Annotated in this window: 17 protein-coding genes; 16 read left to right on the top strand and 1 reads right to left on the bottom strand. The window is 65.7% G+C overall.

The genetic code is table 11. The annotated features are described in order from the left end of the window. Positions 1 to 158: 158 nt before the first annotated feature. Positions 159 to 1,220 carry a saccharopine dehydrogenase family protein gene (locus tag AC2T4A_RS09800; RefSeq protein WP_486743192.1) on the top strand — a complete coding sequence of 354 codons (1,062 nt, stop codon included), beginning with the start codon at positions 159 to 161 and terminating at the stop codon, positions 1,218 to 1,220. On the opposite strand, the gene AC2T4A_RS09795 is transcribed toward AC2T4A_RS09800, so the two are convergent. Beyond that, positions 1,207 to 2,112 carry a LysR family transcriptional regulator ArgP gene (locus tag AC2T4A_RS09795; RefSeq protein WP_486743665.1) on the bottom strand — a complete coding sequence of 302 codons (906 nt, stop codon included), beginning with the start codon at positions 2,110 to 2,112 and terminating at the stop codon, positions 1,207 to 1,209. The two genes, AC2T4A_RS09800 and AC2T4A_RS09795, sit on opposite strands and share 14 nt — an antisense overlap. Positions 2,113 to 2,206: 94 nt before the next feature. On the opposite strand from AC2T4A_RS09795, the gene AC2T4A_RS09790 reads away from it, so the two are divergent. The 15 genes from AC2T4A_RS09790 to AC2T4A_RS09720 all read left to right on the top strand — a co-directional run bounded on the left by AC2T4A_RS09790 (position 2,207) and on the right by AC2T4A_RS09720 (position 21,777). Beyond that, complete coding sequence (locus AC2T4A_RS09790; RefSeq protein WP_478377888.1) at positions 2,207 to 2,611, top strand: ACT domain-containing protein; 405 nt, start codon at positions 2,207 to 2,209, stop codon at positions 2,609 to 2,611. 3 nt (positions 2,612 to 2,614) lie between these two features. Continuing rightward, positions 2,615 to 3,217, top strand: a complete 603-nt coding sequence (locus AC2T4A_RS09785; RefSeq protein WP_416752344.1) for a LysE/ArgO family amino acid transporter — start codon at positions 2,615 to 2,617, stop codon at positions 3,215 to 3,217. A gap of 325 nt (positions 3,218 to 3,542) precedes the next feature. After that, positions 3,543 to 4,124, top strand: a complete 582-nt coding sequence (gene sodB / locus AC2T4A_RS09780) for a superoxide dismutase [Fe] (protein ID WP_024762591.1) — start codon at positions 3,543 to 3,545, stop codon at positions 4,122 to 4,124. Positions 4,125 to 4,319: 195 nt separating this feature from the next. Continuing rightward, complete coding sequence (locus AC2T4A_RS09775; RefSeq protein WP_416752341.1) at positions 4,320 to 6,401, top strand: putative bifunctional diguanylate cyclase/phosphodiesterase; 2,082 nt, start codon at positions 4,320 to 4,322, stop codon at positions 6,399 to 6,401. Between the two features lie 263 nt (positions 6,402 to 6,664). After that, positions 6,665 to 7,999: an imelysin family protein gene (locus AC2T4A_RS09770; protein WP_416752340.1), complete on the top strand. Its 1,335-nt coding sequence runs from the start codon at positions 6,665 to 6,667 to the stop codon at positions 7,997 to 7,999. 191 nt (positions 8,000 to 8,190) lie between these two features. Next, positions 8,191 to 9,615: a di-heme oxidoreductase family protein gene (locus AC2T4A_RS09765; protein WP_486743664.1), complete on the top strand. Its 1,425-nt coding sequence runs from the start codon at positions 8,191 to 8,193 to the stop codon at positions 9,613 to 9,615. Positions 9,616 to 9,630: 15 nt separating this feature from the next. Next, positions 9,631 to 10,692 (top strand): imelysin family protein, encoded by a 1,062-nt coding sequence (locus AC2T4A_RS09760; RefSeq protein WP_486743191.1) that lies wholly within the window; start codon positions 9,631 to 9,633, stop codon positions 10,690 to 10,692. Positions 10,693 to 10,792: 100 nt separating this feature from the next. Beyond that, positions 10,793 to 11,887 carry a DUF1513 domain-containing protein gene (locus AC2T4A_RS09755; RefSeq protein WP_486743190.1) on the top strand — a complete coding sequence of 365 codons (1,095 nt, stop codon included), beginning with the start codon at positions 10,793 to 10,795 and terminating at the stop codon, positions 11,885 to 11,887. 251 nt (positions 11,888 to 12,138) lie between these two features. Further along, positions 12,139 to 13,764 carry a methyl-accepting chemotaxis protein gene (locus AC2T4A_RS09750; protein WP_486743189.1) on the top strand — a complete coding sequence of 542 codons (1,626 nt, stop codon included), beginning with the start codon at positions 12,139 to 12,141 and terminating at the stop codon, positions 13,762 to 13,764. A 291-nt stretch (positions 13,765 to 14,055) separates the two neighbouring features. Then, positions 14,056 to 15,198, top strand: a complete 1,143-nt coding sequence (locus tag AC2T4A_RS09745; protein ID WP_416752330.1) for an efflux RND transporter periplasmic adaptor subunit — start codon at positions 14,056 to 14,058, stop codon at positions 15,196 to 15,198. A gap of 83 nt (positions 15,199 to 15,281) precedes the next feature. After that, positions 15,282 to 18,338, top strand: a complete 3,057-nt coding sequence (locus AC2T4A_RS09740; protein ID WP_486743188.1) for a multidrug efflux RND transporter permease subunit — start codon at positions 15,282 to 15,284, stop codon at positions 18,336 to 18,338. Between the two features lie 1,087 nt (positions 18,339 to 19,425). Continuing rightward, entirely contained in the window at positions 19,426 to 19,899 is a 474-nt protein-coding gene (locus tag AC2T4A_RS09735; protein WP_486743187.1) for a GspH/FimT family pseudopilin, read from the top strand. After that, the gene (gene pilV / locus AC2T4A_RS09730; RefSeq protein ID WP_486743186.1) at positions 19,896 to 20,432 is read left to right on the top strand and encodes a type IV pilus modification protein PilV; all 537 of its coding nucleotides are present in this window, start codon (positions 19,896 to 19,898) and stop codon (positions 20,430 to 20,432) included. Before AC2T4A_RS09735 ends, pilV begins: the two co-directional genes overlap by 4 nt. A 68-nt stretch (positions 20,433 to 20,500) precedes the next feature. Then, positions 20,501 to 21,202: a PilW family protein gene (locus tag AC2T4A_RS09725; protein ID WP_486743185.1), complete on the top strand. Its 702-nt coding sequence runs from the start codon at positions 20,501 to 20,503 to the stop codon at positions 21,200 to 21,202. Next, complete coding sequence (locus tag AC2T4A_RS09720) at positions 21,199 to 21,777, top strand: pilus assembly PilX family protein (protein WP_486743184.1); 579 nt, start codon at positions 21,199 to 21,201, stop codon at positions 21,775 to 21,777. The genes AC2T4A_RS09725 and AC2T4A_RS09720 overlap by 4 nt, the downstream gene beginning before the upstream one ends. Positions 21,778 to 21,779: the final 2 nt, after the last annotated feature.

Raw genomic sequence — 21,779 nt, 5'->3', positions numbered from 1 at the left:
GCAGGCGCCGCACCGCACCACCCTGGCCTTGTACGCCAGAAACGAATCCTTGCAGACCGCGCTGGTCGGCCAGGGTTGCACGACTTGCGATCGGCGACATGCCCGGGGCGGTTGCGACTACCCTTGATGCACTCTTCGCTTTCTCTCGAGGCCGCATCATGAGCAAGACGCACTGGATGATCTACGGCGCCAACGGCTACACCGGCCGATTGGTGGCCGAGCAGGCGCAGCGCGAGGGCCTGAAACCGATCCTCGGCGGTCGCAACCCGGCCAGCCTGCATGCGCTGGGCAGCACGCTGGGGCTGGAATGCCGGGTCTTCGACCTGAACGACAGCGCCGCCGCCCTGGCTGCGCTGGAGGATGTCGGCGTGGTCGCCAACTGCGCCGGGCCTTTCTCCGCCACCGCCGCGCCGATGATCGAAGCATGCATCGCCAGCGGCGCGCATTACGTGGATATCACCGGGGAGATTTCCGTCTTCGAATACGCCCACAGCCTGGACGACGTGGCGCGCACGGCGGGCGTGGTGATCTGCCCCGGCGTCGGCTTCGACGTAATCCCCACTGACTGCGTCGCCGCCTGCCTCAAGGAAGCCATGCCCGACGCCGCACACCTGGCGTTGGGCTTCGACAGCGGCAGCGGCCTGTCGCCGGGCACCGCCAAGACCACCGTGGAAGGCCTCAAGCTGGGCGGCAAGGTCCGTGAAGCCGGGCGTCTGCGCGATGTGCCGCTGGGTTACAAGCGCCGCGACATCGACTTCGGCCGCGGCCTCAAACACGCCGTGACCATTCCCTGGGGAGACGTGGCGACGGCCTATTACTCCACCGGCATCGGCGATATCGAGGTCTACCTGCCGGTGCCGCCGGTCGCTGCCATTGGCATGCGGGTGATGGACAGCTTCCGTCCGCTGCTGGGCCGCGACCGCGTGCAGAGCTGGCTCAAGGAGCAAGTCGAGAGGCGCGTCCACGGCCCGGACGAACTGGCCCGAAGCAAGCTGCGCACCTGGGTCTGGGGCGAGGTGCGCAACGCCCGTGGCGAACGCCGCACCGCGCGGCTGGAAACCGCCAACGGCTACGACGTGACCCTCCACGGCGTGCTCTTCGCCGTGCGTCACCTGCTGGCCAACCCCAACACGGTCGGCTACTTCACCCCGTCGAATCTCTTCGGCGCACGTTGCATCGAGCAATTGCCGGGCAGCGGCAGCATCGTCATTCGCGGCTGATCGGCACCATCAGCCCCGGCGCTTTTGCCAGCAGGTGCCGGGTCAGCGCGGCGAGCAATTCGCCGCCGTTGCGCCAGTGGTGCCAATAAAGAGGCACGTCGATCACCTGCCCCGGCAGCATATCCACCAGCTCGCCGCGTTCCAGTTCGCCGCGCACCTGCTGCTCGGGGACCAGGCCCCAGCCAAGGCCCCCGCTGGTCATGCGCACAAAGCCTTCGGAGGACGGGCACAGGTGATAGCTGAAGTGGCCGTCGACGCCGAGCTCCTTCAGATAACGGTGCTGCAGCTGATCATCCGGGCCGTAGACGATGGCCGGTGCGCGAACGAGCCCGGCAGGCGTCACGCCCCTGGGGAAGTGCCGGGCGATGAACTCCGGGCTGGCCAGCCCGCGGTAGCGCATGGCACCCAGCGGCTCGCAGCGACCGCCGGCCACGGGACGCGGACTGGCGCAGACGCAGCCAGCCACCTCGCCGGCGCGCATCCGCTTGAGGCCGACCTCCTGATCTTCCACAACCAGGTCCAGCAGCACATGGCGCTCGCCGCAGAAATCACCGACCGCATGGGCCCACCAGGTGGCCAGGCTGTCGGCGTTCAACGCCAGGCGCAGGCGCTCGGGGGCCGCGCCGTCGTCCAGTGCGGGAACCCATTGCTGCAGATCGCCCTCCAGCAGACGCACCTGCTGCACATGATTGAGCAGACGCTGGCCGAGATCGGTCGGCTGCGGCCGCGACGCGCGCACCAGTACCGGCTGGCCGACCCGCGCTTCGAGCAACTTGATGCGCTGGGAAATCGCCGACTGCGACAACCCCAACACCTGGGCGCCGCGCTCGAAACCGCCCTGCTCCACCACGGCGGCCAGGGCAGCAAGCAGCTTGTAGTCGAACATGATCAGTTTCCCTAATGAGATATCAGCAGTATTTGTTTTTCTTATACAGGCCAAAGCCGGACAATCGCCAGCATTCCCACTTTCACAGATGGACTGCCCCATGGCTGGCGAAACTTCCCTGGCCGCGCTGCTGCGCGACATGACCCCGGTACTCAACGACGGCGAGTACGTGTTCTGCACTCTGCCAGACGGCCAGCTTCCGGCCGGCCTCCAGCCGCTGGGCAGCTTCCGCGAAAGCGAAGGGTTGACGCTGATTCTTCCCCGTGCCGAAGCCGAACAGACCGGGCTGGCCTTCGACTACGTCGCCGCCTGGCTGACTCTGGAAGTGCACTCGGCACTGCAGGCGGTCGGCCTGACTGCCGCCGTGGCGACGGCCCTGGCCAAGGCCGGGATCAGTTGCAACGTGATCGCCGCCTGGTACCACGACCACCTGTTCGTCGCCCACGCCGACGGCCCGCGCGCACTCGATGTCCTACGCGCTCTCGCATTGAATCCGGAGGTCTGAGCCATGTGGCAGAGCTACCTCAATGGCGTGCTCGTCGCCGCCGGCCTGATCATCGCCATCGGCGCGCAGAACGCCTTCGTTCTCGCGCAGAGTCTGCGCCGCGAGCATCACCTTTCTGTGGCAGCGTTGTGCGTACTGTGCGACGCCATCCTGGTCAGCGCTGGCGTCTTCGGCCTGGCAAAGATCCTCGTCGAGAACCCGACCCTGCTGGCAATCGCCCGCTGGGGCGGGGTCACCTTCCTGGTCTGGTACGGCCTCAAGGCGCTGCGTCGTGCAGTCGCACCCGAAGCCATGGCCGACATCACGCAGACCGGGCCGCGTTCGCGTCGCACCGTGCTCATGGCAGCGCTGGCGGTAACCCTGCTCAACCCCCACGTGTACCTCGACACCGTATTGCTGATCGGCTCCCTCGGTGCCCAGCAGGCAGCGCCCGGCGCCTACGCCATGGGCGCGGCCAGCGCCTCGCTGCTGTGGTTCTTCACGCTGGCCTTCGGCGCCGCGTGGCTTGCGCCCTGGCTGGCACGGCCGGCGACCTGGCGACTGGTGGACCTGATGGTCGCGGTGATGATGCTGGGCATGGCGGCGCAGCTGGTATTCGCCAACTGATCCCGAGCCGGCCACAGAACAAATCCGAACGACGTTCCGTCATCCCGGTCTGTGCATAGTGAGCGTCGCGCTCCGGCGCAGACCGCTGTGCAGGGCCTTTGCCCTTACAGTTGCTGCGTGGATATGCCGCAGGTCGGGTGCTATGATCGGACCTTCGCGGCGCCGGCGGGCCTTGAGCCCTCCGGACGCAACTGGCGCGCTGCCTGTCCCTTGACGGGGCGCATTGCAGCTACGCCCGGATGCCGCGACAAACATCGAACCGGCCCCGTGTACCGGTCGCGCGCTCGTCGCGCTAGCCCAGACTGAGTGAGATAGGAGAGAGACCATGGCTTTCGAATTGCCGCCGCTGCCTTACGCGAAGAACGCCCTTGAGCCGCACATTTCCGCGGAAACCCTGGAATACCACCACGACAAGCACCACAACACCTACGTCGTGAACCTGAACAACCTGGTTCCGGGTACCGAGTTCGAAGGCAAGAGCCTGGAAGACATCGTCAAGACCTCTTCCGGCGGCATCTTCAACAACGCCGCCCAGGTGTGGAACCACACCTTCTACTGGAACTGCCTGAGCCCCAACGGCGGTGGCCAGCCCACCGGCGCCCTGGCTGACGCCATCAACGCTGCCTTCGGTTCCTTCGACAAGTTCAAGGAAGAGTTCAGCAAGACCTCCATCGGCACCTTCGGCTCCGGCTGGGGCTGGCTGGTGAAGAAAGCTGACGGCTCCCTGGCCCTGGCCAGCACCATCGGCGCCGGCTGCCCGCTGACCAGCGGCGACACCCCGCTGCTGACCTGCGACGTCTGGGAACACGCCTACTACATCGACTACCGCAACCTGCGTCCGAAGTACGTCGAGGCGTTCTGGAACCTGGTCAACTGGGACTTCGTGGCCGAGCAGTTCGCTGCTTGATCGCACCCCGCTTGATCTGAAGAAACCCGGCCCTTGTGCCGGGTTTTTTCGTAAGGGGCGCGTAACACCTTCGTGTCAGCTAACCTGAAAGGCCGGTACAGTCACGAAACACAACGATGGCCCTTTGACGTCATTGCGCCAATTGCCAATACTCAGCCCCAGTCGTTCGCCCCTGGCGAGAAACAAGGAAAGCCCTTGAAACTGGATCCCCGGCACAGCCTCTCCCTCAAGCTGCTGCGAATGGTATTGCTCGCGGCCCTCGTGGTCGGGGTGGTACTCAGCTGTGCCCAGATCGTGTACGACGCCCACAAAGCGCGCCTGGCCGTGCACAGCGATGCCCAGCGCATCCTGGCGATGGTCCGCGATCCCTCTACCCAGGCCGTCTACAGCCTCGACCGCGACATGGCGATGCAGGTCCTCGAAGGCCTGTTCCAGCATGAAGCCGTGCGCTACGCCGCCATCGGCCATCCCGACGAACCCATGCTGGCGGAGAAATCCCGCCCGCTGCTGGAGTCCAACACCCGCTGGCTGACCGACCCCATTCTCGGCGCCGAGCAGAACTACTCCATCCGCCTCGCCGGCCGTGGCGGCTCCAACGAGTACTACGGCGACCTGAAGATCACCCTCGACACCGCGCCCTACGGCGATGATTTCGTCGCCACCTCGGTAATCATCTTCATCTCCGGCATCCTGCGCGCCATGGCCCTGAGCCTGGTGCTGTTCATGGTCTACCACTGGCTGCTGACCAAGCCGCTGTCGAAGATCATCGAGCACCTGGCCTCGATCAACCCGGACCGCCCCAGCCAGCACAAACTACCGATGCCCGACGGCCACGAGAAGGACGAACTGGGCCTGTGGGTGAATACCGCCAACCAGTTGCTGGCCTCCATCGAGCGCAATGGCCACCTGCGCCGGGAAGCCGAAGACAGCCTGCTGCGCATCTCCCAGTACGACTTCCTCACCGGCCTGCCCAACCGCAAGCTGCTGCAACAGCGTCTGGACCAGATCCTCGAGGGCGCCTCGCGCCTGCAGCGCCGCGTCGCCGTGCTCTGCCTGGGCCTGGATGACTTCAAGGGCATCAACGAACAGTACAGCTACCAGTTCGGCGACCAGTTGCTGATCGCCCTCGCCGACCGCCTGCGCACCCGCAGCGCACACCTCGGCGCCCTGGCGCGGCTGGGCGGCGACCAGTTCGCCCTGGTCCAGGCCGACATCGAACAACCCTACGAAGCGGCGGAGCTCGCCCAGCAGATTCTCGACGACCTGGAAGCGCCGTTCGAACTCGACCAGCATCTGGTGCACCTGCGCGCCACCATCGGCATCACCCTGTTCCCCGAGGACGGCGAGACCACCGAGAAGCTGCTGCAGAAAGCCGAGCAGACCATGACCCTGGCCAAGAGTCGCTCGCGCAACCGCTACCAGTTCTACATTGCCAGCGTCGACAGCGAGATGCGCCGCCGCCGCGAACTGGAGAAGGACCTGCGCGAAGCCCTTGCGCGCAACGAACTGCACCTCGTTTACCAGCCGCAGGTGGACTACCGCGATCACCGCGTGGTCGGCGTCGAGGCACTACTACGCTGGCAGCACCCGACCCAGGGCTGGGTCGCTCCGGACCTGTTCATCCCGCTGGCGGAACAGAACGGCAGCATCTTCAGCATCGGCGAGTGGGTGCTCGACCAGTCCTGCCGCCAGCTGCGCGAATGGCACGACCAGGGCTTCGATGACCTGCGCCTGGCGGTCAACCTGTCCACCGTGCAGTTGCGCCACAACGCCCTGCCGCGTGTGGTCAGCAACCTGTTGCAGATGCACCGCCTGCCGCCGCGCTCGCTGGAGCTGGAAGTCACCGAGACCGGCCTGATGGAAGACATCTCCACCGCCGCCCAGCACCTGCTCAGCCTGCGCCGCGCTGGCGCCCTGATCGCCATCGACGACTTCGGCACCGGCTACTCGTCGCTGAGCTACCTGAAGAGTCTGCCGCTGGACAAGATCAAGATCGACAAGAGCTTCGTCCAGGACCTGCTGCTGGATGACGACGACGCCACCATCGTTCGCGCCATTATCCAGCTCGGCAAGAGCTTGGGCATGCAGGTGATCGCCGAGGGCGTGGAGACGGTCGAGCAGGAGGCCTACATCATCGCCCAGGGCTGCCACGAAGGTCAGGGCTACCTCTACAGCAAACCGCTGCCGGCACGCGAGCTGACGCTCTACCTCAAGCAGGCGCGACGCCTGGCCGAAGCGGCCGGCGGCAATCCCGGCGGGTCCGTCGAGCGTCATTGACGCGCGCCCGGCGCGTGACGATTCGCCTGTAGGAGCGAGCTTGCTCGCGAACCGCATGGCACCGGCGCTGGGGCTCTTCGCGAGCAAGCTCGCTCCTACCCAAAAACGACTCTCCCTGCGCGTTGCTGGCGCCGTGCTGGCCCCGTGATCGAACCGCGCCACCGATCTCTCTTTTCAAAAATGCAAATCTTTCGCATTATGTTGCGGATTTTATTGCGCAGTCCTTTTTACGTGCGCCTCCTCTCCATGCAAAGGAACCCGTCATGACTCGTATGCCCTGGGCCACTGCCAGCCTGCTCGCCATCGCCATTTCCCTCGCCGGCTGCGGCGATGACAAGAAAGCCGAAGCCCCCGCCGCTCCGGCTGCCAGCACCCAGAGCACTGCCCCGGCAGCGGCTGCCAAGGTCGACGAGGCCGCGGTCAAGGCCGTGGTGAAGAACTACCTCGACATCGCCGAGGCCACCTATGGCGACGCCCTGACCACCGCCAAGGCCCTGCAGACCGCCGTCGACGCGCTGATCGCCAAGCCCAGCGAAGCAACCCTGAAAGCCGCTCGCGAAGCCTGGATCGCTTCCCGCCCGTCCTACTCGCAGAGCGAAGCCTTCCGCTTCGGCAACTCGATCATTGACGACTGGGAAGGCGCGGTTAACGCCTGGCCGCTGGACGAAGGCCTGATCGACTACGTCGCCAAGGACTACCAGCACGCCGAAGGCAACGCTGGCGCCACCGCCAACATCATCGCCAACACCGAGATCCAGGTCGGCGAAGACAAGATCGACGTCAAGGAAATCACTGGCGAGAAGCTCAAGGGCCTGAACGAGCTGGGCGGCTCCGAAGCCAACGTTGCCACCGGCTACCACGCCATCGAGTTCCTGCTCTGGGGCCAGGACCTGAACGGCACCAAGCCCGGCGCCGGCGACCGCAAGTACACCGACTACGCCCAGGGTAAGGACTGCACCAACGGCCATTGCGACCGTCGCGCCGCCTATCTGAAGGCTGCTACCGACCTGCTGGTGGCTGACCTGGAAGAAATGGCCGGCAACTTCAAGTCCGGTGTCGCCGACAACTACCGCGCCAAGGTCGAGGCCGACACCGCCGAGAACAACCTGCGCAAGATGTTCTTCGGCATGGGCTCCCTGTCCCTGGGCGAGCTGGCTGGCGAGCGCATGAAGGTCGCGCTGGAAGCCAACTCCACCGAAGACGAGCACGACTGCTTCAGCGACAACACCCACAACACCCTGTTCTTCAACGCCAAGAGCATCCGCAACATCTACACCGGCGAATACAAGCGTACCGACGGCAGTGTCGTGAAGGGCCCGAGCCTGTCCGACCTGGTCGCCAAGGTCGACGCCGCCGCCGATACCGAGCTGAAGAATGACCTGGCCAATACCGAAGCCAAGATGCAGGTCATCGTCGACCGTGCCGAGAAGGACGGTGTGCACTTCGACCAGATGATCGCTCCGGAAGACAAGGACGATCAGCAGAAGATCCGCGACGCCATCGCCTCGCTGGTCAAGCAGACCGGCGCCATCGAGAAGGCCGCCACCGCGGTCGGCGTTCAGGACCTGAAGCCGGACAACGCCGATCACCAGTTCTGATCCGCGCATCCTGAAGTGACTGCGGCTCCAGGCCGCAGCTACTGAAGTGGCAAAGGCAAAGCCCCGCACTGCGGGGCTTTGTCGTTTCCGGACGGCAAACGATGTCGTTCGCAAATACAAATTTTTCATATTTGCATTTGACGCCCCTGATAACATGGCGCGCTGCCATGTCACCGCTCTGGAACCCGTCGATGCTCCACCGCCGTACCGCCCTGCACCTCGTGCCGCTGTTGTCTGCCCTCGCCCTTGCCGCGTGCAAGCCGGAGACCTCCCAGCACGCCGTGGCCGAACCTGGCGAAGCACTATCCGGCGGCGCCACCACGGTCAAGCAGAGCGACCGCAACGCCTATTCCATGCCCTCGGCCAACCTCACGCCAAGCCGCCGACTGGACTTCGCCGTGGGCAACAGCTTCTTCCGCAACCCCTGGGTGATCGCGCCAACCACCACGACCGCGCGCGACGGCCTCGGCCCGTTGTTCAACACCAACGCCTGCCAGAACTGCCACATCAAGGACGGCCGCGGCCATCCGCCGGAGCTGAACGACGTCAACGCCGTGTCGATGCTGGTGCGCCTGTCGATCCCCGCCGGCTCCGCCGACGTCGAGACCATCAAGCGCCTGGGCGTGGTGCCCGAGCCGGTGTATGGCGGACAGTTCCAGGACTCGGCAATCCCCGGCGTCGCGCCCGAAGGCAAGGTCCGCGTCGAGTACGACGCCATGCCGGTGACTTTCAAGGACGGCACCGTGGTCGAGCTGCGCAAACCCAAGCTGCGCATCAGCGACCTGGGCTACGGCCCGATGCATGCGGACACGATGTTCTCCGCCCGCATCGCCCCGCCGATGATCGGCCTGGGCCTGCTGGAGTCCATCAGCGAAGCGGACATCCTCGCCAACGCCGAGCTCCAGGCCAAGGGTGGCGATGGCGTGCAGGGCCGCCCAAACCGCGTCTGGGACGATGCCACGCAGCAGACGGTCCTCGGCCGCTTCGGCTGGAAGGCCGGGCAACCCAACGTCGCCCAGCAGAACGCCCACGCCTTCTCCGGCGACATGGGCCTGACCAGCGACCTGCTGCCCAGCGACGACTGCACGGCGGCGCAGACCAATTGCAAGAACGCCATCGATGGCGGCAAGCCGGAAGTCAGCCAGCACATCTTCAACCAGGTTGCCTTCTACGCCCGCAACCTCGCGGTGCCGGCACGGCGCAAGCACGACGACCCGCAGGTGCTCACCGGCAAGGGCCTGTTCTTCGACAGCGGCTGCGCCAGTTGCCACACGCCCAAGTTCACCACCGGCGCCAACGCCGCCGAACCGGAGCTGGCCAACCAGGTCATCCGTCCCTACAGCGACCTGCTGCTGCATGACATGGGCGAGGGACTAGCGGACAATCGCCCGGAATTTCTCGCCAGCGGCCGCGACTGGCGCACGGCGCCGCTGTGGGGCATCGGCCTGACCGAGACGGTCAATGGCCACACCCAGTTCCTGCATGACGGCCGCGCCCGCAACCTGCTCGAAGCCGTGCTCTGGCATGGCGGCGAAGCCGAAGCGGCCAAGCAACGCGTATTGAATTTCGACGCCGGGCAGCGCGATGCCCTGCTGGCGTTCTTGAACTCACTCTAAGGAGCCGAGCCCACCATGTTCCGCCCCCGACTGCTGATCACCAGCCTCGCCATCGCCCTGGGCGCCTGCTCGCCCACCGACCCGCAGGCCACCACCAGCGCCACGCTGGCCCAGCAAGTGATCCTGCCGACCTACAGCCGCTGGGTCGACGCCGACCGCGCGCTGGCGGCCAGTGCCCTGGCCTACTGCCAGGGCAAGGAAGACCTGACCAAGGCGCGCGCCGACTTCATGGCCGCGCAGAAGGCCTGGGCCGAGCTGCAGCCGCTGCTGGTCGGCCCGCTGGCCGAGGGCAACCGCTCCTGGCAGGTGCAGTTCTGGCCGGACAAGAAGAACCTTGTGGCGCGCCAGGTCGAACAACTGCTGAGCAGCGGCAACGCGATTTCCCCGGCGACCCTGGATAAATCCAGCGTCGTGGTCCAGGGCCTGACCGCCTACGAGTACATTCTCTTCGACGCCAAGATCGACCTCGCCAATGCCGAAACCAAGGCGCGCTACTGCCCGCTGCTGGAGGCCATCGGCAGCCACCAGCAAGCGCTGGCGGAGAACATTCTGGCGCAGTGGAAGCAGGACGGCGGCATGCTCGCCCAGCTCTCCAAGTTCCCCAACGAGCGCTACGCCGATGCCCACGAGGCCATCGCCGAGCTGCTGCGCGTGCAGGTCACCGCACTGGACATGCTGAAGAAAAAACTCGGCACCCCGCTGGGCCGCCAGAGCAAGGGCATCCCGCAGCCCTTCCAGGCCGAAGGCTGGCGCAGCGACATGTCGCTGGCGAGCCTGGACTCCAGCCTGACCGGCGCCCAGGCGCTGTGGGACGGCACCGACAAGAAGGGCCTGCGCGCCCTGCTGCCGACGGAGCAGAAAGAACTGGCCGGCAAGATCGATGCGGCCTACGCCGACGTCCACGGCAAGCTGAAGGCCATCGATAAACCCCTCAGCGAGCTGCTCAAGGACGAAGCCGGCATCAAGCAACTGAACGAGCTGTACGACAGCCTCAATGTCGTCCACCGCCTGCACGAAAGCGATCTGGCGAAGGCCCTCGGGGTGCAGCTCGGCTTCAACGCCAACGACGGCGACTGATTCGGTCTGCTGCGCGTCGGCCAGGTGACGTATCTTTCCGCCTAGCCTGGCTCTAGCTCGCAAGATCGATGGAATACCAGAAGTAATAGAGGTGAACGCCATGTTGCGACGTCACGTGATCGGCCTGGGCAGCCTGCTGCTCGGCGCCCTGACCTTCGGCGGCTGGACGCTGTCACGCAAGGGCAAGGAGCCCCTGGTGCTGTCCGCCCGTGACGACGCGGATGGCAAGCACTACGCCGTCGGCTATCGCCTGGACGGCAGCTGTGCGTTCGCCACCGAAGTCGGCCTGCGCTGCCACGACGTGGTGCAGCACCCCAGCCTGCCGCTGGCGCTGTTCGTGGCAAGGCGTCCAGGGCGGCAAAGCTACCTGATCGACCTGAACGACGGCCGTCTGTTACAGACCCTCGACTCGCAAACCGACCGCCACTTCTACGGCCATGGCGTGTGGCACAAGGACGGCGAGTGGCTCTACGCCACCGAGAACGACACCACCGCCCCGGGGCGCGGCATGCTCGGCGTGTACCGTTTCGACGGCGAGCGCCTGAGCCACACCGGCGAGATTTCCACCCACGGCCTCGGCCCGCACCAGGTGTCCTGGATGCCCGACGGCGAGACCCTGGTCGTGGCCAATGGCGGCATCCGCACCGAAGCCGAAAGCCGCGTGGAGATGAACCTTGATGCCATGGAACCGAGCCTGGTGCTGATGCACCGTGACGGCAGCCTGATCTCCAAGGAAACCCTGCCACAACAGATGAACAGCGTGCGCCATCTGGCCATCGCCCAGGACGGTACCATCGTCGCCGGCCAGCAATACATGGGCGACTCCCACGACCGTGCCGACCTGCTCGCCATCAAGCGGCCGGGGCAGCCATTCCAGCCCTTCCCGCTGGCCGACGAACAGCGCCTGGCCATGACCCAGTACACCGCCAGCGTCGCCGTACACAACGAACTGCGCCTGGTCGCGCTCACTGCGCCGCGCGGCAACCGCTTCTTCATCTGGGACCTGGATACCGGCGCCGTGCGCCTGGACGCGCCGCTGCCCGACTGCGCCGGCGTCGGCGCGGTGAAGGACGGCTTCGTCGTCACTTCCGGCCAGGGCCGCTGCCGCGTCTATGACTGCCGCCAGGAGCGCATCGCCGGCACGCCGCTGGACCTGCCCCCAGCCTTCTGGGACAACCACCTGCACCTGGCCTGAGTCCATACACCCCGCGAGCGTAGGAGCGGACTTCGTCCGCGATGTGCCTAGCCCACAAGCTGAGCTGCCGGGAAACGATCGCGGACGGAGTCCGCTCCTACGTGATCCTCAACCTCACGGCATCCAGCTGAACGCCCGTCCCAGAGCGGCCGACGACGCTACCACTCATCTGCTCGGGCTCAAATACGCGCCCGCGCGGCCGATGCAAAGACTGACCGATTCCCACCCTGCGTCTTAGAGGCGTACCCACGATGTCCCCCAACTCCTCCCTGCGTACCCAGATCCTTTCGCTGCTGGGCGGCAGCCTGCTGCTCGTGCTGCTGATCGCCCTTGCCTGCTTCCACTTCCTCTCCGGCAGCGTCGGCGCCTACCAGCGCCTGCTGGACGGCCCGCTGCAATCCTCGCAACTGGTCGACCAGGCCAACCTGGCCTTCAAGGTCCAGGTGCAGGAATGGAAGAACGTCCTCCTGCGCGGCCAGCAGCCGGTCGATCTGAACAAATACTGGAGCCAGTTCGAAGACCAGGAACGCGCCGTGCAGGAGGTCCTCGGCCGCCTGGAGCAGAGCGCCAGCGACGATCCGCAACTCAAGACTCAGGTAACGCGCCTGCGCGACGAGCACCGGCAGCTCGGCCAGGCTTATCGCAAAGGCCGCGACGCCTACCTCGCCGCCGGCAGCGATCCGCGCGCCGGCGACGCCGCCGTGAAGGGCATCGACCGCGCCGCCAGCGAGCAGATGGCCGCCCTGGTGGACAGCCTGCACCGCGACGCCCAGGAAGAAGCCAGGAGCATTTCCGCCAGTGCTCACAGCACCGTCATCAGCGGCAGCCTGATCCTGCTGATCTCTGGCCTGGTGCTGGGCCTGCTCAGCCTGTGGCTGGTCAATCGCAACCTGATCGGCCCGATTGCGCGACTGATCGAGCACATCGCCCAGCTCAGCGAAGGCAACTTCGGCGAGCGCGTCGACGCCAGCCGCCGCGACGAACTGGGCCGCCTGGCCCGCGCCGCCAACACTCTGCGCGACTTCCTGGCCGAGACCTTCACCCGCCTGAAACACAGCACTACCGAACTGGACACCGCCAGCGGCGAGCTGAATGCCATCGCCACCCTGATGGCCGAAGGCACCCGCGAGCAGTTCTCGCGCACCGACCAGGTGGCCACGGCGATGCACGAGATGTCCGCCACCGCCCAGGAAGTCGCCCGCCACGCCTCCGATGCCGCGCGCGCCGCCGACGACGCCGACCAGCACGCCCAGCAAGGCGGCGAAGTGATGAAGACCACCATCGTCACCATCACCGAGATGAGCAACGAGATCGCCAACACCGCCGACGTCATCCGCCGCCTGGAAAGCGACAGCGGGCGCATCGGCAAGGTGCTCGAAGTGATCCGCGGCATCGCCGACCAGACCAACCTGCTGGCGCTCAACGCTGCCATCGAGGCTGCCCGCGCCGGGGAAGCTGGCCGTGGATTCGCCGTGGTCGCCGACGAAGTCCGCACCCTGGCCCAGCGCACCGCCGAGTCGACCGCCGAGATCCACCAGATCATCGACACCGTGCAGACCGGTTCGGTGAACGCCCTGCGCGCCATCGAGAACGGCCAGACCCGCAGCGAACAGGGCGTGGAGCGCGTCACCCAGGCCGGCGAAGTGCTGCGCAGCATCACCCTGGCCGTGGAAGCGATCCGCGACATGAACCGGCAGATCGCCACCGCCGCCGAGGAACAGACCTCGGTTGCCGAGGACATCTCGCGCAACCTCACCGAGATCACCGCCATCGGCGCCACCAACGAGGAGAACGTGGTGCGCACCCAGGGCGCCAGCCGCCACCTGCATGGCCTCTCCAGCGAGATCGCCGACGTCACCCGCAAGCTCAGCGCCTGATCCCTTCTGCCACATGGACGTGGCTTCTGCCCCTGAGTTGCCCGCTGCACTGATCCGGCGCATATCTACCGCAAACAACCTTACTTTTCGTGGGAAACCTCTTGTAATCGCAGCCCTTTGACTCGCCGGGCATTCAGGCATAAGGTGCGCAATTCCGCCCCGCAATGGGGCGTCCCACGTATCGGCTTCAGAGCCTGATCGACATCTGCGCGAACGGAAGGCTGTCCGGTTGAATTGCCGGGCGAGCGATCGCGCCCGATTGCTGCCAGGCACGTACCAAGGAACAGGAAGATGTTGCGCCGCATGCTGATCATGCTGGGCGTAGTTGCCGTCATCGTTGCGGTGCTCGCCGGCTCGAAATACCTCTCCATCACCAAACAGATCGCCATGTTCTCGGCACCGCGTCCGCCGGTGAGCGTGAACGCCACCCAGGCCGAGCAGCGCGATTGGCAAAGCCGCCTGGCGGCCATCGGCACCCTGCGCGCGATCCAGGGCGTGACCCTGACCGCCGAAGTCTCCGGCACGGTCAGCGCGGTGCAGTTCGTCTCCGGCGACAAGGTCAAGGTCGGCCAGCCGGTGGTACAGCTGGAATCCAACGTCGAGCAGGCCACCCTGCGTACCGCCGAGGCAGACCTCGGCCTGGCCCAGGTCGAGTACGAACGCGGCAAGAGCCTGGTGGGTCGCCAGGCGATTTCCAAGAGCGAGTACGACCGCCTCGCCGCCCAGCTGAACCGCTCCACCGCGACCGTCGCGCAGCTCAAGGCGAGCCTGGACAAGAAGCGCATCCTCGCGCCCTTCTCCGGCACCATCGGCATTCGCCAGGTGGACGTCGGCGACTACGTGTCTCCCGGCACCGAGATCGTCACCCTGCAGGATCTTTCGACCCTGCAGGTGGACTTCTTCCTGCCCGAGCAGGACTTCCCGCTGCTCAAACGCGGGCAGAAGGTGGTGGTGCGCGTGGCGGCCTATCCGGGCCAGAGCTTCGACGCACAGATCGACGCCATCAGCCCCCGCGTGGACAACCAGACGCGCAACCTGCTGGTTCGCGCCAGCATGGCCAACCCCGACGGCAAGTTGCTGCCGGGCATGTTCGCCAACCTGGAAGTGCAGCTGCCGGACAGCGCACCGCGCGTCGTGGTCCCCGAGACCGCCGTGGCCTTCACCCTGTACGGCAACTCGGTGTACGTGGTGGTGCCGCAGAAGAAGAAAGCGGATGACAAGGACGCCGACGTAGCAAGCACCAGCCAGACCCAGGTTACGGAATCGTCGCAGAAGAAGCTGGAAGTCGAACGCCGCTTCGTGAAGACCGGCGAGCGCCGCGAAGGCAGCGTGGTGATCCTCGAGGGCCTGAAGGCCGGCGAAGAAGTGGTGACCTCCGGCCAGCTCAAGCTGGACAACGGCACCGCCGTCGCCATCGTCAAGGACCCGCAGTAATCGCATAGCCGGCGCGGCGCTCGATGCGGCGCGCCAACAGACCCCGCCCTCATCCGGCAGGGTCCGCATTAAGGGATTGAGCTATGTTCACCGATCCGTTCATTCGTCGCCCCGTGCTCGCGACCGTGGTCAGCCTGCTGATCGTCCTGCTCGGCATGCAGGCCTTCAGCAAGCTGGTGATCCGCGAATATCCGCAGATGGAAAACGCGCTGATCACCGTCACCACCTTCTATGCCGGCGCCAACGCCGAAACCATCCAGGGTTATATCACCCAGCCGTTGCAGCAGAGCCTCGCCAGCGCCGAAGGCATCGACTACATGACGTCGGTGAGCCGGCAGAACTACTCGGTGATCTCGATCTACGCGCACATCGGCGCCAACACCGATCGCCTGGTCACCGAGCTGCTGTCGAAGATCGGCGAGGTGAAGACCCAACTGCCGCCCGACGCCGAGGACCCGATCCTCGACAAGGAAGCGGCCGACGCCTCGGCGCTGATGTACATCAGCTTCTTCAGCGAGCAGATGAGTAACCCGCAGATCACCGACTACCTGTCACGGGTGATCCAGCCCAAGCTCGCCACCCTGCCGGGTATCGCCGAGGCCGAGATCCTCGGCAACCAGGTGTTCGCCATGCGCCTGTGGCTGGACCCGGTGAAGATGGCGGCCTACGGCGTCACCGCCGGCGACGTGGCCAGCGCAGTGCGCGAATACAACTTCCTCTCCGCCGCCGGCGAGGTGAAGGGCGAACTGGTGGTCACCTCGGTGAACGCCACCACCGATCTGAAATCCCCGGAAGCCTTCGCCGCCATTCCGCTGAAGACCGCCGGCGACCGCCGCGTGCTGATGGGCGACGTGGCCCGTATCGAACTGGGCGCGGCGAGCTACGACGCGGTCAGCTCGTTCAACGGCATCCCCTCGGTGTACATCGGCATCAAAGGCACGCCCAGCTCCAACCCGCTGGACGTGATCAAGGAAGTCCGCGCCAAGATGCCGGAGCTGGAAGAGCAGCTGCCGCCCGGCCTGCAGGTATCCATCGCCTACGACGCCACGCGCTTCATCCAGGCCTCCATCGACGAGGTGGTGAAGACCCTGGCGGAGGCGATCCTGATCGTCATCGTAGTGGTGTTCCTGTTCCTCGGCGCGTTCCGCTCGGTGATCATCCCGGTGGTGACCATCCCGCTGTCGATGATCGGCGTGCTGTTCTTCATGCAGATGATGGGTTACTCGATCAACCTGCTGACCCTGCTGGCCATGGTGCTCGCCATCGGCCTGGTGGTGGACGACGCCATCGTGGTGGTGGAGAACATCCACCGCCACATCGAAGAGGGCAAGTCGCCGTTCCAGGGCGCCATCGAGGGTGCGCGGGAGATCGCCGTGCCAGTGGTGACCATGACCATCACCCTGGCCGCCGTGTATGCGCCTATCGGATTCCTCAGCGGCCTGACCGGCGCGCTGTTCAAGGAGTTCGCCTTTACCCTGGCCGGCGCGGTGATCATCTCCGGCATCGTCGCCCTCACCCTGTCGCCGATGATGTGCTCGCGCCTGCTGCGCCACGATGAGAATCCCAGCGGCCTGGCCCATCGCCTGGACCTGATCTTCGAAGGCCTCAAGCGGCGCTACCAACGCATGCTCCATGGCACGCTGAACAGCCGTCCCGTGGTCATCGTCTTCGCCCTGCTGATCCTGGCGATCATCCCGCTGCTGCTGATGTTCACCCACAAGGAACTGGCGCCGGAGGAAGACCAGGGCATCGTCTTCATCATGGCCAACGCGCCGCAGACGGCGAACCTCGACTACCTGTCGAAGTACACCGCCGAGTTCGAGGGCATCTTCCGCAAGTTCCCCGAGTACTATTCGGCGTTCCAGATCAACGGCTACAACGGCGTGCAGACCGGTATCGGCGGCATGCTGCTCAAGCCCTGGGACGAGCGCGAGCGCAGCCAGATGGAACTGCTGCACGCGGTGCAGGGCGAGCTGGACAAGATTCCCGGCCTGCAGATCTTCGGCTTCAACCTGCCGTCGCTGCCGGGCACTGGCGAGGGCCTGCCGTTCCAGTTCGTGATCAACACCGCCAGCGACTACCAGTCACTCCTGCAGGTGGCCGAGCGAGTGAAGAAGCGCGCGGAAGAGTCGGGCAAGTTCGCCTTCCTCGATCTGGACCTGGCCTTCGACAAGCCTGAACTGGTGGTCGACATCGACCGCGCCAAGGCCGCGCAGATGGGCGTCAGCATGCAGGACCTGGGTGTGTCCCTGGGGGCGCTGCTGGGTGAAGGCGAGATCAACCGCTTCACCATCGACGGGCGCAGCTACAAGGTGATTGCCCAGGTCGAGCGCGCCTATCGCGACAACCCGAGCTGGCTGAACAACTACTACGTGAAGAGCCAGAGCGGCCAACTGATCTCGCTGTCCACCCTGGTGACCTTCCACGAGCGCGCGCGCCCGCGCCAGCTCAACCAGTTCCAGCAGCTCAACTCGGCGATCATCTCCGGTGTGCCCATGGTCAGCATGGGCGAGGCCATCGAGACAGTGCGCGGTATCGCCGAGCAGGAATCGCCGCGCGGCTTCTCCTTCGACTACGCCGGCGCCTCGCGGCAGTTCGTGCAGGAAGGCAGCGCGCTGATGATCACCTTCGCCCTGGCACTGGCAGTGATCTTCCTGGTGCTGGCGGCGCAGTTCGAGAGCTTCCGCGACCCGCTGGTGATCATGGTCACCGTACCGTTGTCCATCTGCGGCGCACTGATCCCGCTGTTCCTCGGCCTGTCGAGCCTGAACATTTATACCCAGGTGGGGCTGGTGACGCTGATCGGGCTGATCAGCAAGCACGGCATCCTCATCGTCGAGTTCGCCAACCAGCTGCGCCACGAGCGCGGGTTGTCGGTGCGCGAGGCAGTCGAAGAAGCCGCGGCGATCCGCCTGCGCCCGGTGCTGATGACCACCGCCGCGATGGTGCTGGGGGTCACCCCACTGCTGTTCGCCAGCGGTGCCGGTGCGGTGAGCCGCTTCGACATCGGCGTGGTGATTGCCACCGGCATGAGCGTCGGCACGCTGTTCACCCTGTTCGTGCTGCCCTGCGTGTACACGCTGCTGGCCAAGCCGGACAAGAAACCGGCTGAAGCCCCCGCATCGGCAACGGCGCACTGAAGGAAAAAGCCCCGCACCTGCGGGGCTTTTTTATCCCTCCCCACACAACACCCTCTATAGGAGCGAGCTTGCTCGCGAACCGCCGGATGCCGATGCGTCAGGCGAACCCGTGTTCGCGAGCAAGCTCGCTCCTACAGGGGAGGCCGGCGCTCTTTCGGGAGAATGCCGTATCCATACACTCGCGTAGGAGCGGACTCCGTCCGCGATAGGTCCGCCTCGCGCCGGAAGCCATCGCGGACGGAGTCCGCTCCTACAAAACCGCTTCCTTTCAGCATCACCTGACAGACCATTCACAAGAAGCCGGCTGATGACCCCGCACCGGCAACGGCGCACTGAGGAAAAAGCCCTGCACCTGCGGGGCTTTTTATCCCTCCCCACACAACGCCCCCTGTAGGAGCGAGCTTGCTCGCGAACCGCCGGATGCCGATGCGCCAGGCGAACCCGTGTTCGCGAGCAAGCTCGCTCCTACAGGGGATGCCGGCATTCTTTCGGGAGAATGCCGTAGCCAAACACTCGCGTAGGAGCGGACTCCGTCCGCGATAGGTCCGCCTCGCGCCGGAAGCCATCGCGGACGGAGTCCGCTCCTACAAAATCGCTCCCTTTCAGCATCACCTGACAGACCATTCACAAGAAGCCGGCTGAAGACCCGCACCGGCAAAGGCGCACTGAGGAAAAAGCCCTGCACCTGCGGGGCTTTTTATCCCTCCCCACACAGCACCCTCTGTAGGAGCGAGCTTGCTCGCGAACCGCCGGATGCCCATGCGTCAGGCGAACCCGTGTTTGCGAGCAAGCTCGCTCCTACAGGGGATGCCGGCATTCTTTCGGGAGAATGCCGTAGCCAAACACTCGCGTAGGAGCGGACTCCGTCCGCGATAGGTCCGCCTCCCGCCGGAAGCCATCGCGGACGGAGTCCGCTCCTACAAAATCGCTTCCTTTCAGCATCACCTGACAGACCATTCATACGCACATTTCGACCGCCTGCTCCTTTATCTCAGCGTTGATACACAGCCTCTAAATTCCCTATACACGCATCGCGTATCCCTGCGCGCCAACGCCGGGAATCTCCGGCTCAACGTCGGAATCCGCCATGCCGGCCAATGCCCCAAGCCCTGGCTTCACCCTGGTCGAACTGATGGTCACCTTGGCCGTCCTGGCCATCCTCTCGAGCCTGGCCGCGCCGATGTTTGGCGTCCTGATCCAGCGCAGCAAGGTCGATGCCGCCAGCGGCGAGCTGGCCCACCTGCTGCAGTATGCCCGCAGCGAAGCCATCACCCGCGCCAGCGCGGTGACGGTCAGCGCCAGCGATGGCAACTGGGTGGGTGCGCTGAGCGTCGCCACCAGCAGCGAAACCCTGCGCAAGTACGGCAGCGAGGGCATCAACGGCGGCAGCGCAGTGACCGCCAGCGGAAGCACCAGCAGCCTGACCTTTCGCGCCGCAGGCACTCTCAGCGGCGCCGCGCAGAGCATCCGCCTGTGCCCGAGCAGCGGCAGCAGCGGCCGCCTGCTGAGCATCTCCGGCAGCGGGCAGATCACCAGCGCCACCACGGTATGCTCGTCATGAAGCGCACCCATCGAGGTTTCAGCCTGTTGGAAGTGCTGATCAGCCTGCTGCTGGTCAGCGTCGGTGCCCTGGGCATGGCGGCACTGCAGGGCAAGAGCCTGCGCTACACCCAGGATACGGTGCAGCGCAATGAGGCGATCATGCTTGCCCAGCAGTTGCTGGAACAGATGCGCAGCAACCCCAAGGACGCCTTGAGCACCACTCACAAATTCAGCAGCAGCTCGGCCTATTACAAGGTCGCAGGTACGGCCTTCGGCATCGCGTCGCGCAGCGATTGCGCCACCCGCGAGCGCGGCAACGGCGGCTCCGACGTGGCGAAAGCCGATCTGGCCTGCTGGCTGCAAGCGGTGCAGGCGACGCTGCCGGTGACCAGCTCGATCCTCAGCGCCAACTTCACCATCTGCCCCAGCCAGTCCGATGGCGCGTGCAGCAACGACGCCAGCTCCGCGGTGCTGATCCAGTTGGCCTGGAACGATCCCAGCGGCCAGTGCGACAACCACCTGTGCATCTATCGCCTGCGCGGCGAACTCTGAGGTCCGGCATGCCTGCAAGAACACGCCTCCTGCATAGACACCATGGCGGTCTTTCCCTGGTCGAGCTGATGGTCGCCCTGGCCATCGGCAGCCTGCTGATCCTTGGCGCTACCTCCCTGTACATCAACAACAAGGCGCACTTCCAGTTCCAGCAGGGGCAACTGGGCAACCAGGAAAACGCCCGCTACACGCTCCTGCTGCTGGACCAGCAACTGGCACGCACCGGTTACCGCACCCTGCCCCAGGACAGCCTGGAAGTGGCCTTCCCGGCGCTGGCCAGCGGCAATGGTTGCCCGTCCTTCAAGGCTGGCCAGACCTACCAGGCCAGCAGCGACGGCAAGGGCGTCTGCCTCCGCTACCAGGGCGCCAGCGACAGCATCACGGAAGTCGCCGGCTCCAACGGCAACCAGTACGACTGCCTCGGCGCATTCGTCCCGCGCGGCACCCGCGTCCTCACGCGCATCAGCTATAGCGCCGGCAGCACGCCGGGCGACGGCACCCTGACCTGCGCGGCCCAGGGCGCCAGCGATCAGGCGCTGATCAAGGGCGTGGCGGGCTTCGCCCTGTTCGCCCTGCCCGGCAGCAGCGATGACAGCCAAGCGATCAGCTACGCCGCGCTGCTCGCCACTGGCGCAACGACGCGCGGCGACATGAGCAGCGACATCGCCAGCCGCTGGAAAACCCTCAGCGGCGCGCCCCTCAGCGAGAACACCGCCTACGTCTACCAGATCGCCCAAGGCAGCGTGATGCTGCGGAACCTGATGCCATGAGCCCACGACACAACCTGCACGCGCAACGCGGCGCGACGCTGGTCATCGCCCTGGTGATGCTGCTGCTCGGTACCCTGATCGCCCTGAGCAGCATGCGCAGCACCACTACCGAGACCCGTATCATCGGCAACCTCAGCGAGCAGCAGCATTCGCGGGCTGCCGCCGAGTCGGCACTGCGCGAAGGCGAGCGCCGGCTGGCCGCGCAGACCAGCCTGGACCAGGGCTCGGCGAACTGCGCCAGCAGCGTCGCACTCCACGCCAACCTGTGCATCCTGATCAGCGACAAGTACTCCTCCAATGCCAAGGCCAGCGCCGACTGGTGGAGCAGCGACGCTACCTCCATCGCCTATCTGGGCATGGACGGCAGCTCCACTTTCGACCCGGTGCCGCGCTGGAACGCCGCCTACATCGCCTTCGACCCGGCCGACTCCAACGGCAACGTGCAGATCACCGACCCCGACGAACGCTCCCAGGGGCGCGGGCCGCACTACTACCGGGTGAGCGCCGCCGCCCGCGCCGACGGGCAGCGCCTGATGAGTGTGCTGCAGACCGTCACCATCCGCCGTTACTACTGAGG

This window comes from Pseudomonas sp. PVC-3-1, assembly GCF_057444315.1.
Note: the sequence above shows the minus strand (reverse complement) of the source record. Positions and strands in the feature narration are given on the sequence as shown.

What these genes read in the sequence shown, in the direction of transcription:
- AC2T4A_RS09735 (WP_486743187.1), top strand. Translation starts at nt 19,426, where the DNA reads ATGCCGGCCAATGCCCCAAGCCCTGGCTTCACCCTGGTCGAACTGATG.
- AC2T4A_RS09750 (WP_486743189.1), top strand. Translation starts at nt 12,139, where the DNA reads ATGTCCCCCAACTCCTCCCTGCGTACCCAGATCCTTTCGCTGCTGGGC.
- AC2T4A_RS09765 (WP_486743664.1), top strand. Translation starts at nt 8,191, where the DNA reads ATGCTCCACCGCCGTACCGCCCTGCACCTCGTGCCGCTGTTGTCTGCC.
- AC2T4A_RS09755 (WP_486743190.1), top strand. Translation starts at nt 10,793, where the DNA reads ATGTTGCGACGTCACGTGATCGGCCTGGGCAGCCTGCTGCTCGGCGCC.
- AC2T4A_RS09725 (WP_486743185.1), top strand. Translation starts at nt 20,501, where the DNA reads ATGGTCGCCCTGGCCATCGGCAGCCTGCTGATCCTTGGCGCTACCTCC.
- AC2T4A_RS09745 (WP_416752330.1), top strand. Translation starts at nt 14,056, where the DNA reads ATGTTGCGCCGCATGCTGATCATGCTGGGCGTAGTTGCCGTCATCGTT.
- AC2T4A_RS09760 (WP_486743191.1), top strand. Translation starts at nt 9,631, where the DNA reads ATGTTCCGCCCCCGACTGCTGATCACCAGCCTCGCCATCGCCCTGGGC.
- AC2T4A_RS09785 (WP_416752344.1), top strand. Translation starts at nt 2,615, where the DNA reads ATGTGGCAGAGCTACCTCAATGGCGTGCTCGTCGCCGCCGGCCTGATC.
- AC2T4A_RS09740 (WP_486743188.1), top strand. Translation starts at nt 15,282, where the DNA reads ATGTTCACCGATCCGTTCATTCGTCGCCCCGTGCTCGCGACCGTGGTC.
- AC2T4A_RS09770 (WP_416752340.1), top strand. Translation starts at nt 6,665, where the DNA reads ATGACTCGTATGCCCTGGGCCACTGCCAGCCTGCTCGCCATCGCCATT.
- AC2T4A_RS09790 (WP_478377888.1), top strand. Translation starts at nt 2,207, where the DNA reads ATGGCTGGCGAAACTTCCCTGGCCGCGCTGCTGCGCGACATGACCCCG.
- pilV (WP_486743186.1), top strand. Translation starts at nt 19,896, where the DNA reads ATGAAGCGCACCCATCGAGGTTTCAGCCTGTTGGAAGTGCTGATCAGC.
- AC2T4A_RS09720 (WP_486743184.1), top strand. Translation starts at nt 21,199, where the DNA reads ATGAGCCCACGACACAACCTGCACGCGCAACGCGGCGCGACGCTGGTC.
- AC2T4A_RS09800 (WP_486743192.1), top strand. Translation starts at nt 159, where the DNA reads ATGAGCAAGACGCACTGGATGATCTACGGCGCCAACGGCTACACCGGC.
- sodB (WP_024762591.1), top strand. Translation starts at nt 3,543, where the DNA reads ATGGCTTTCGAATTGCCGCCGCTGCCTTACGCGAAGAACGCCCTTGAG.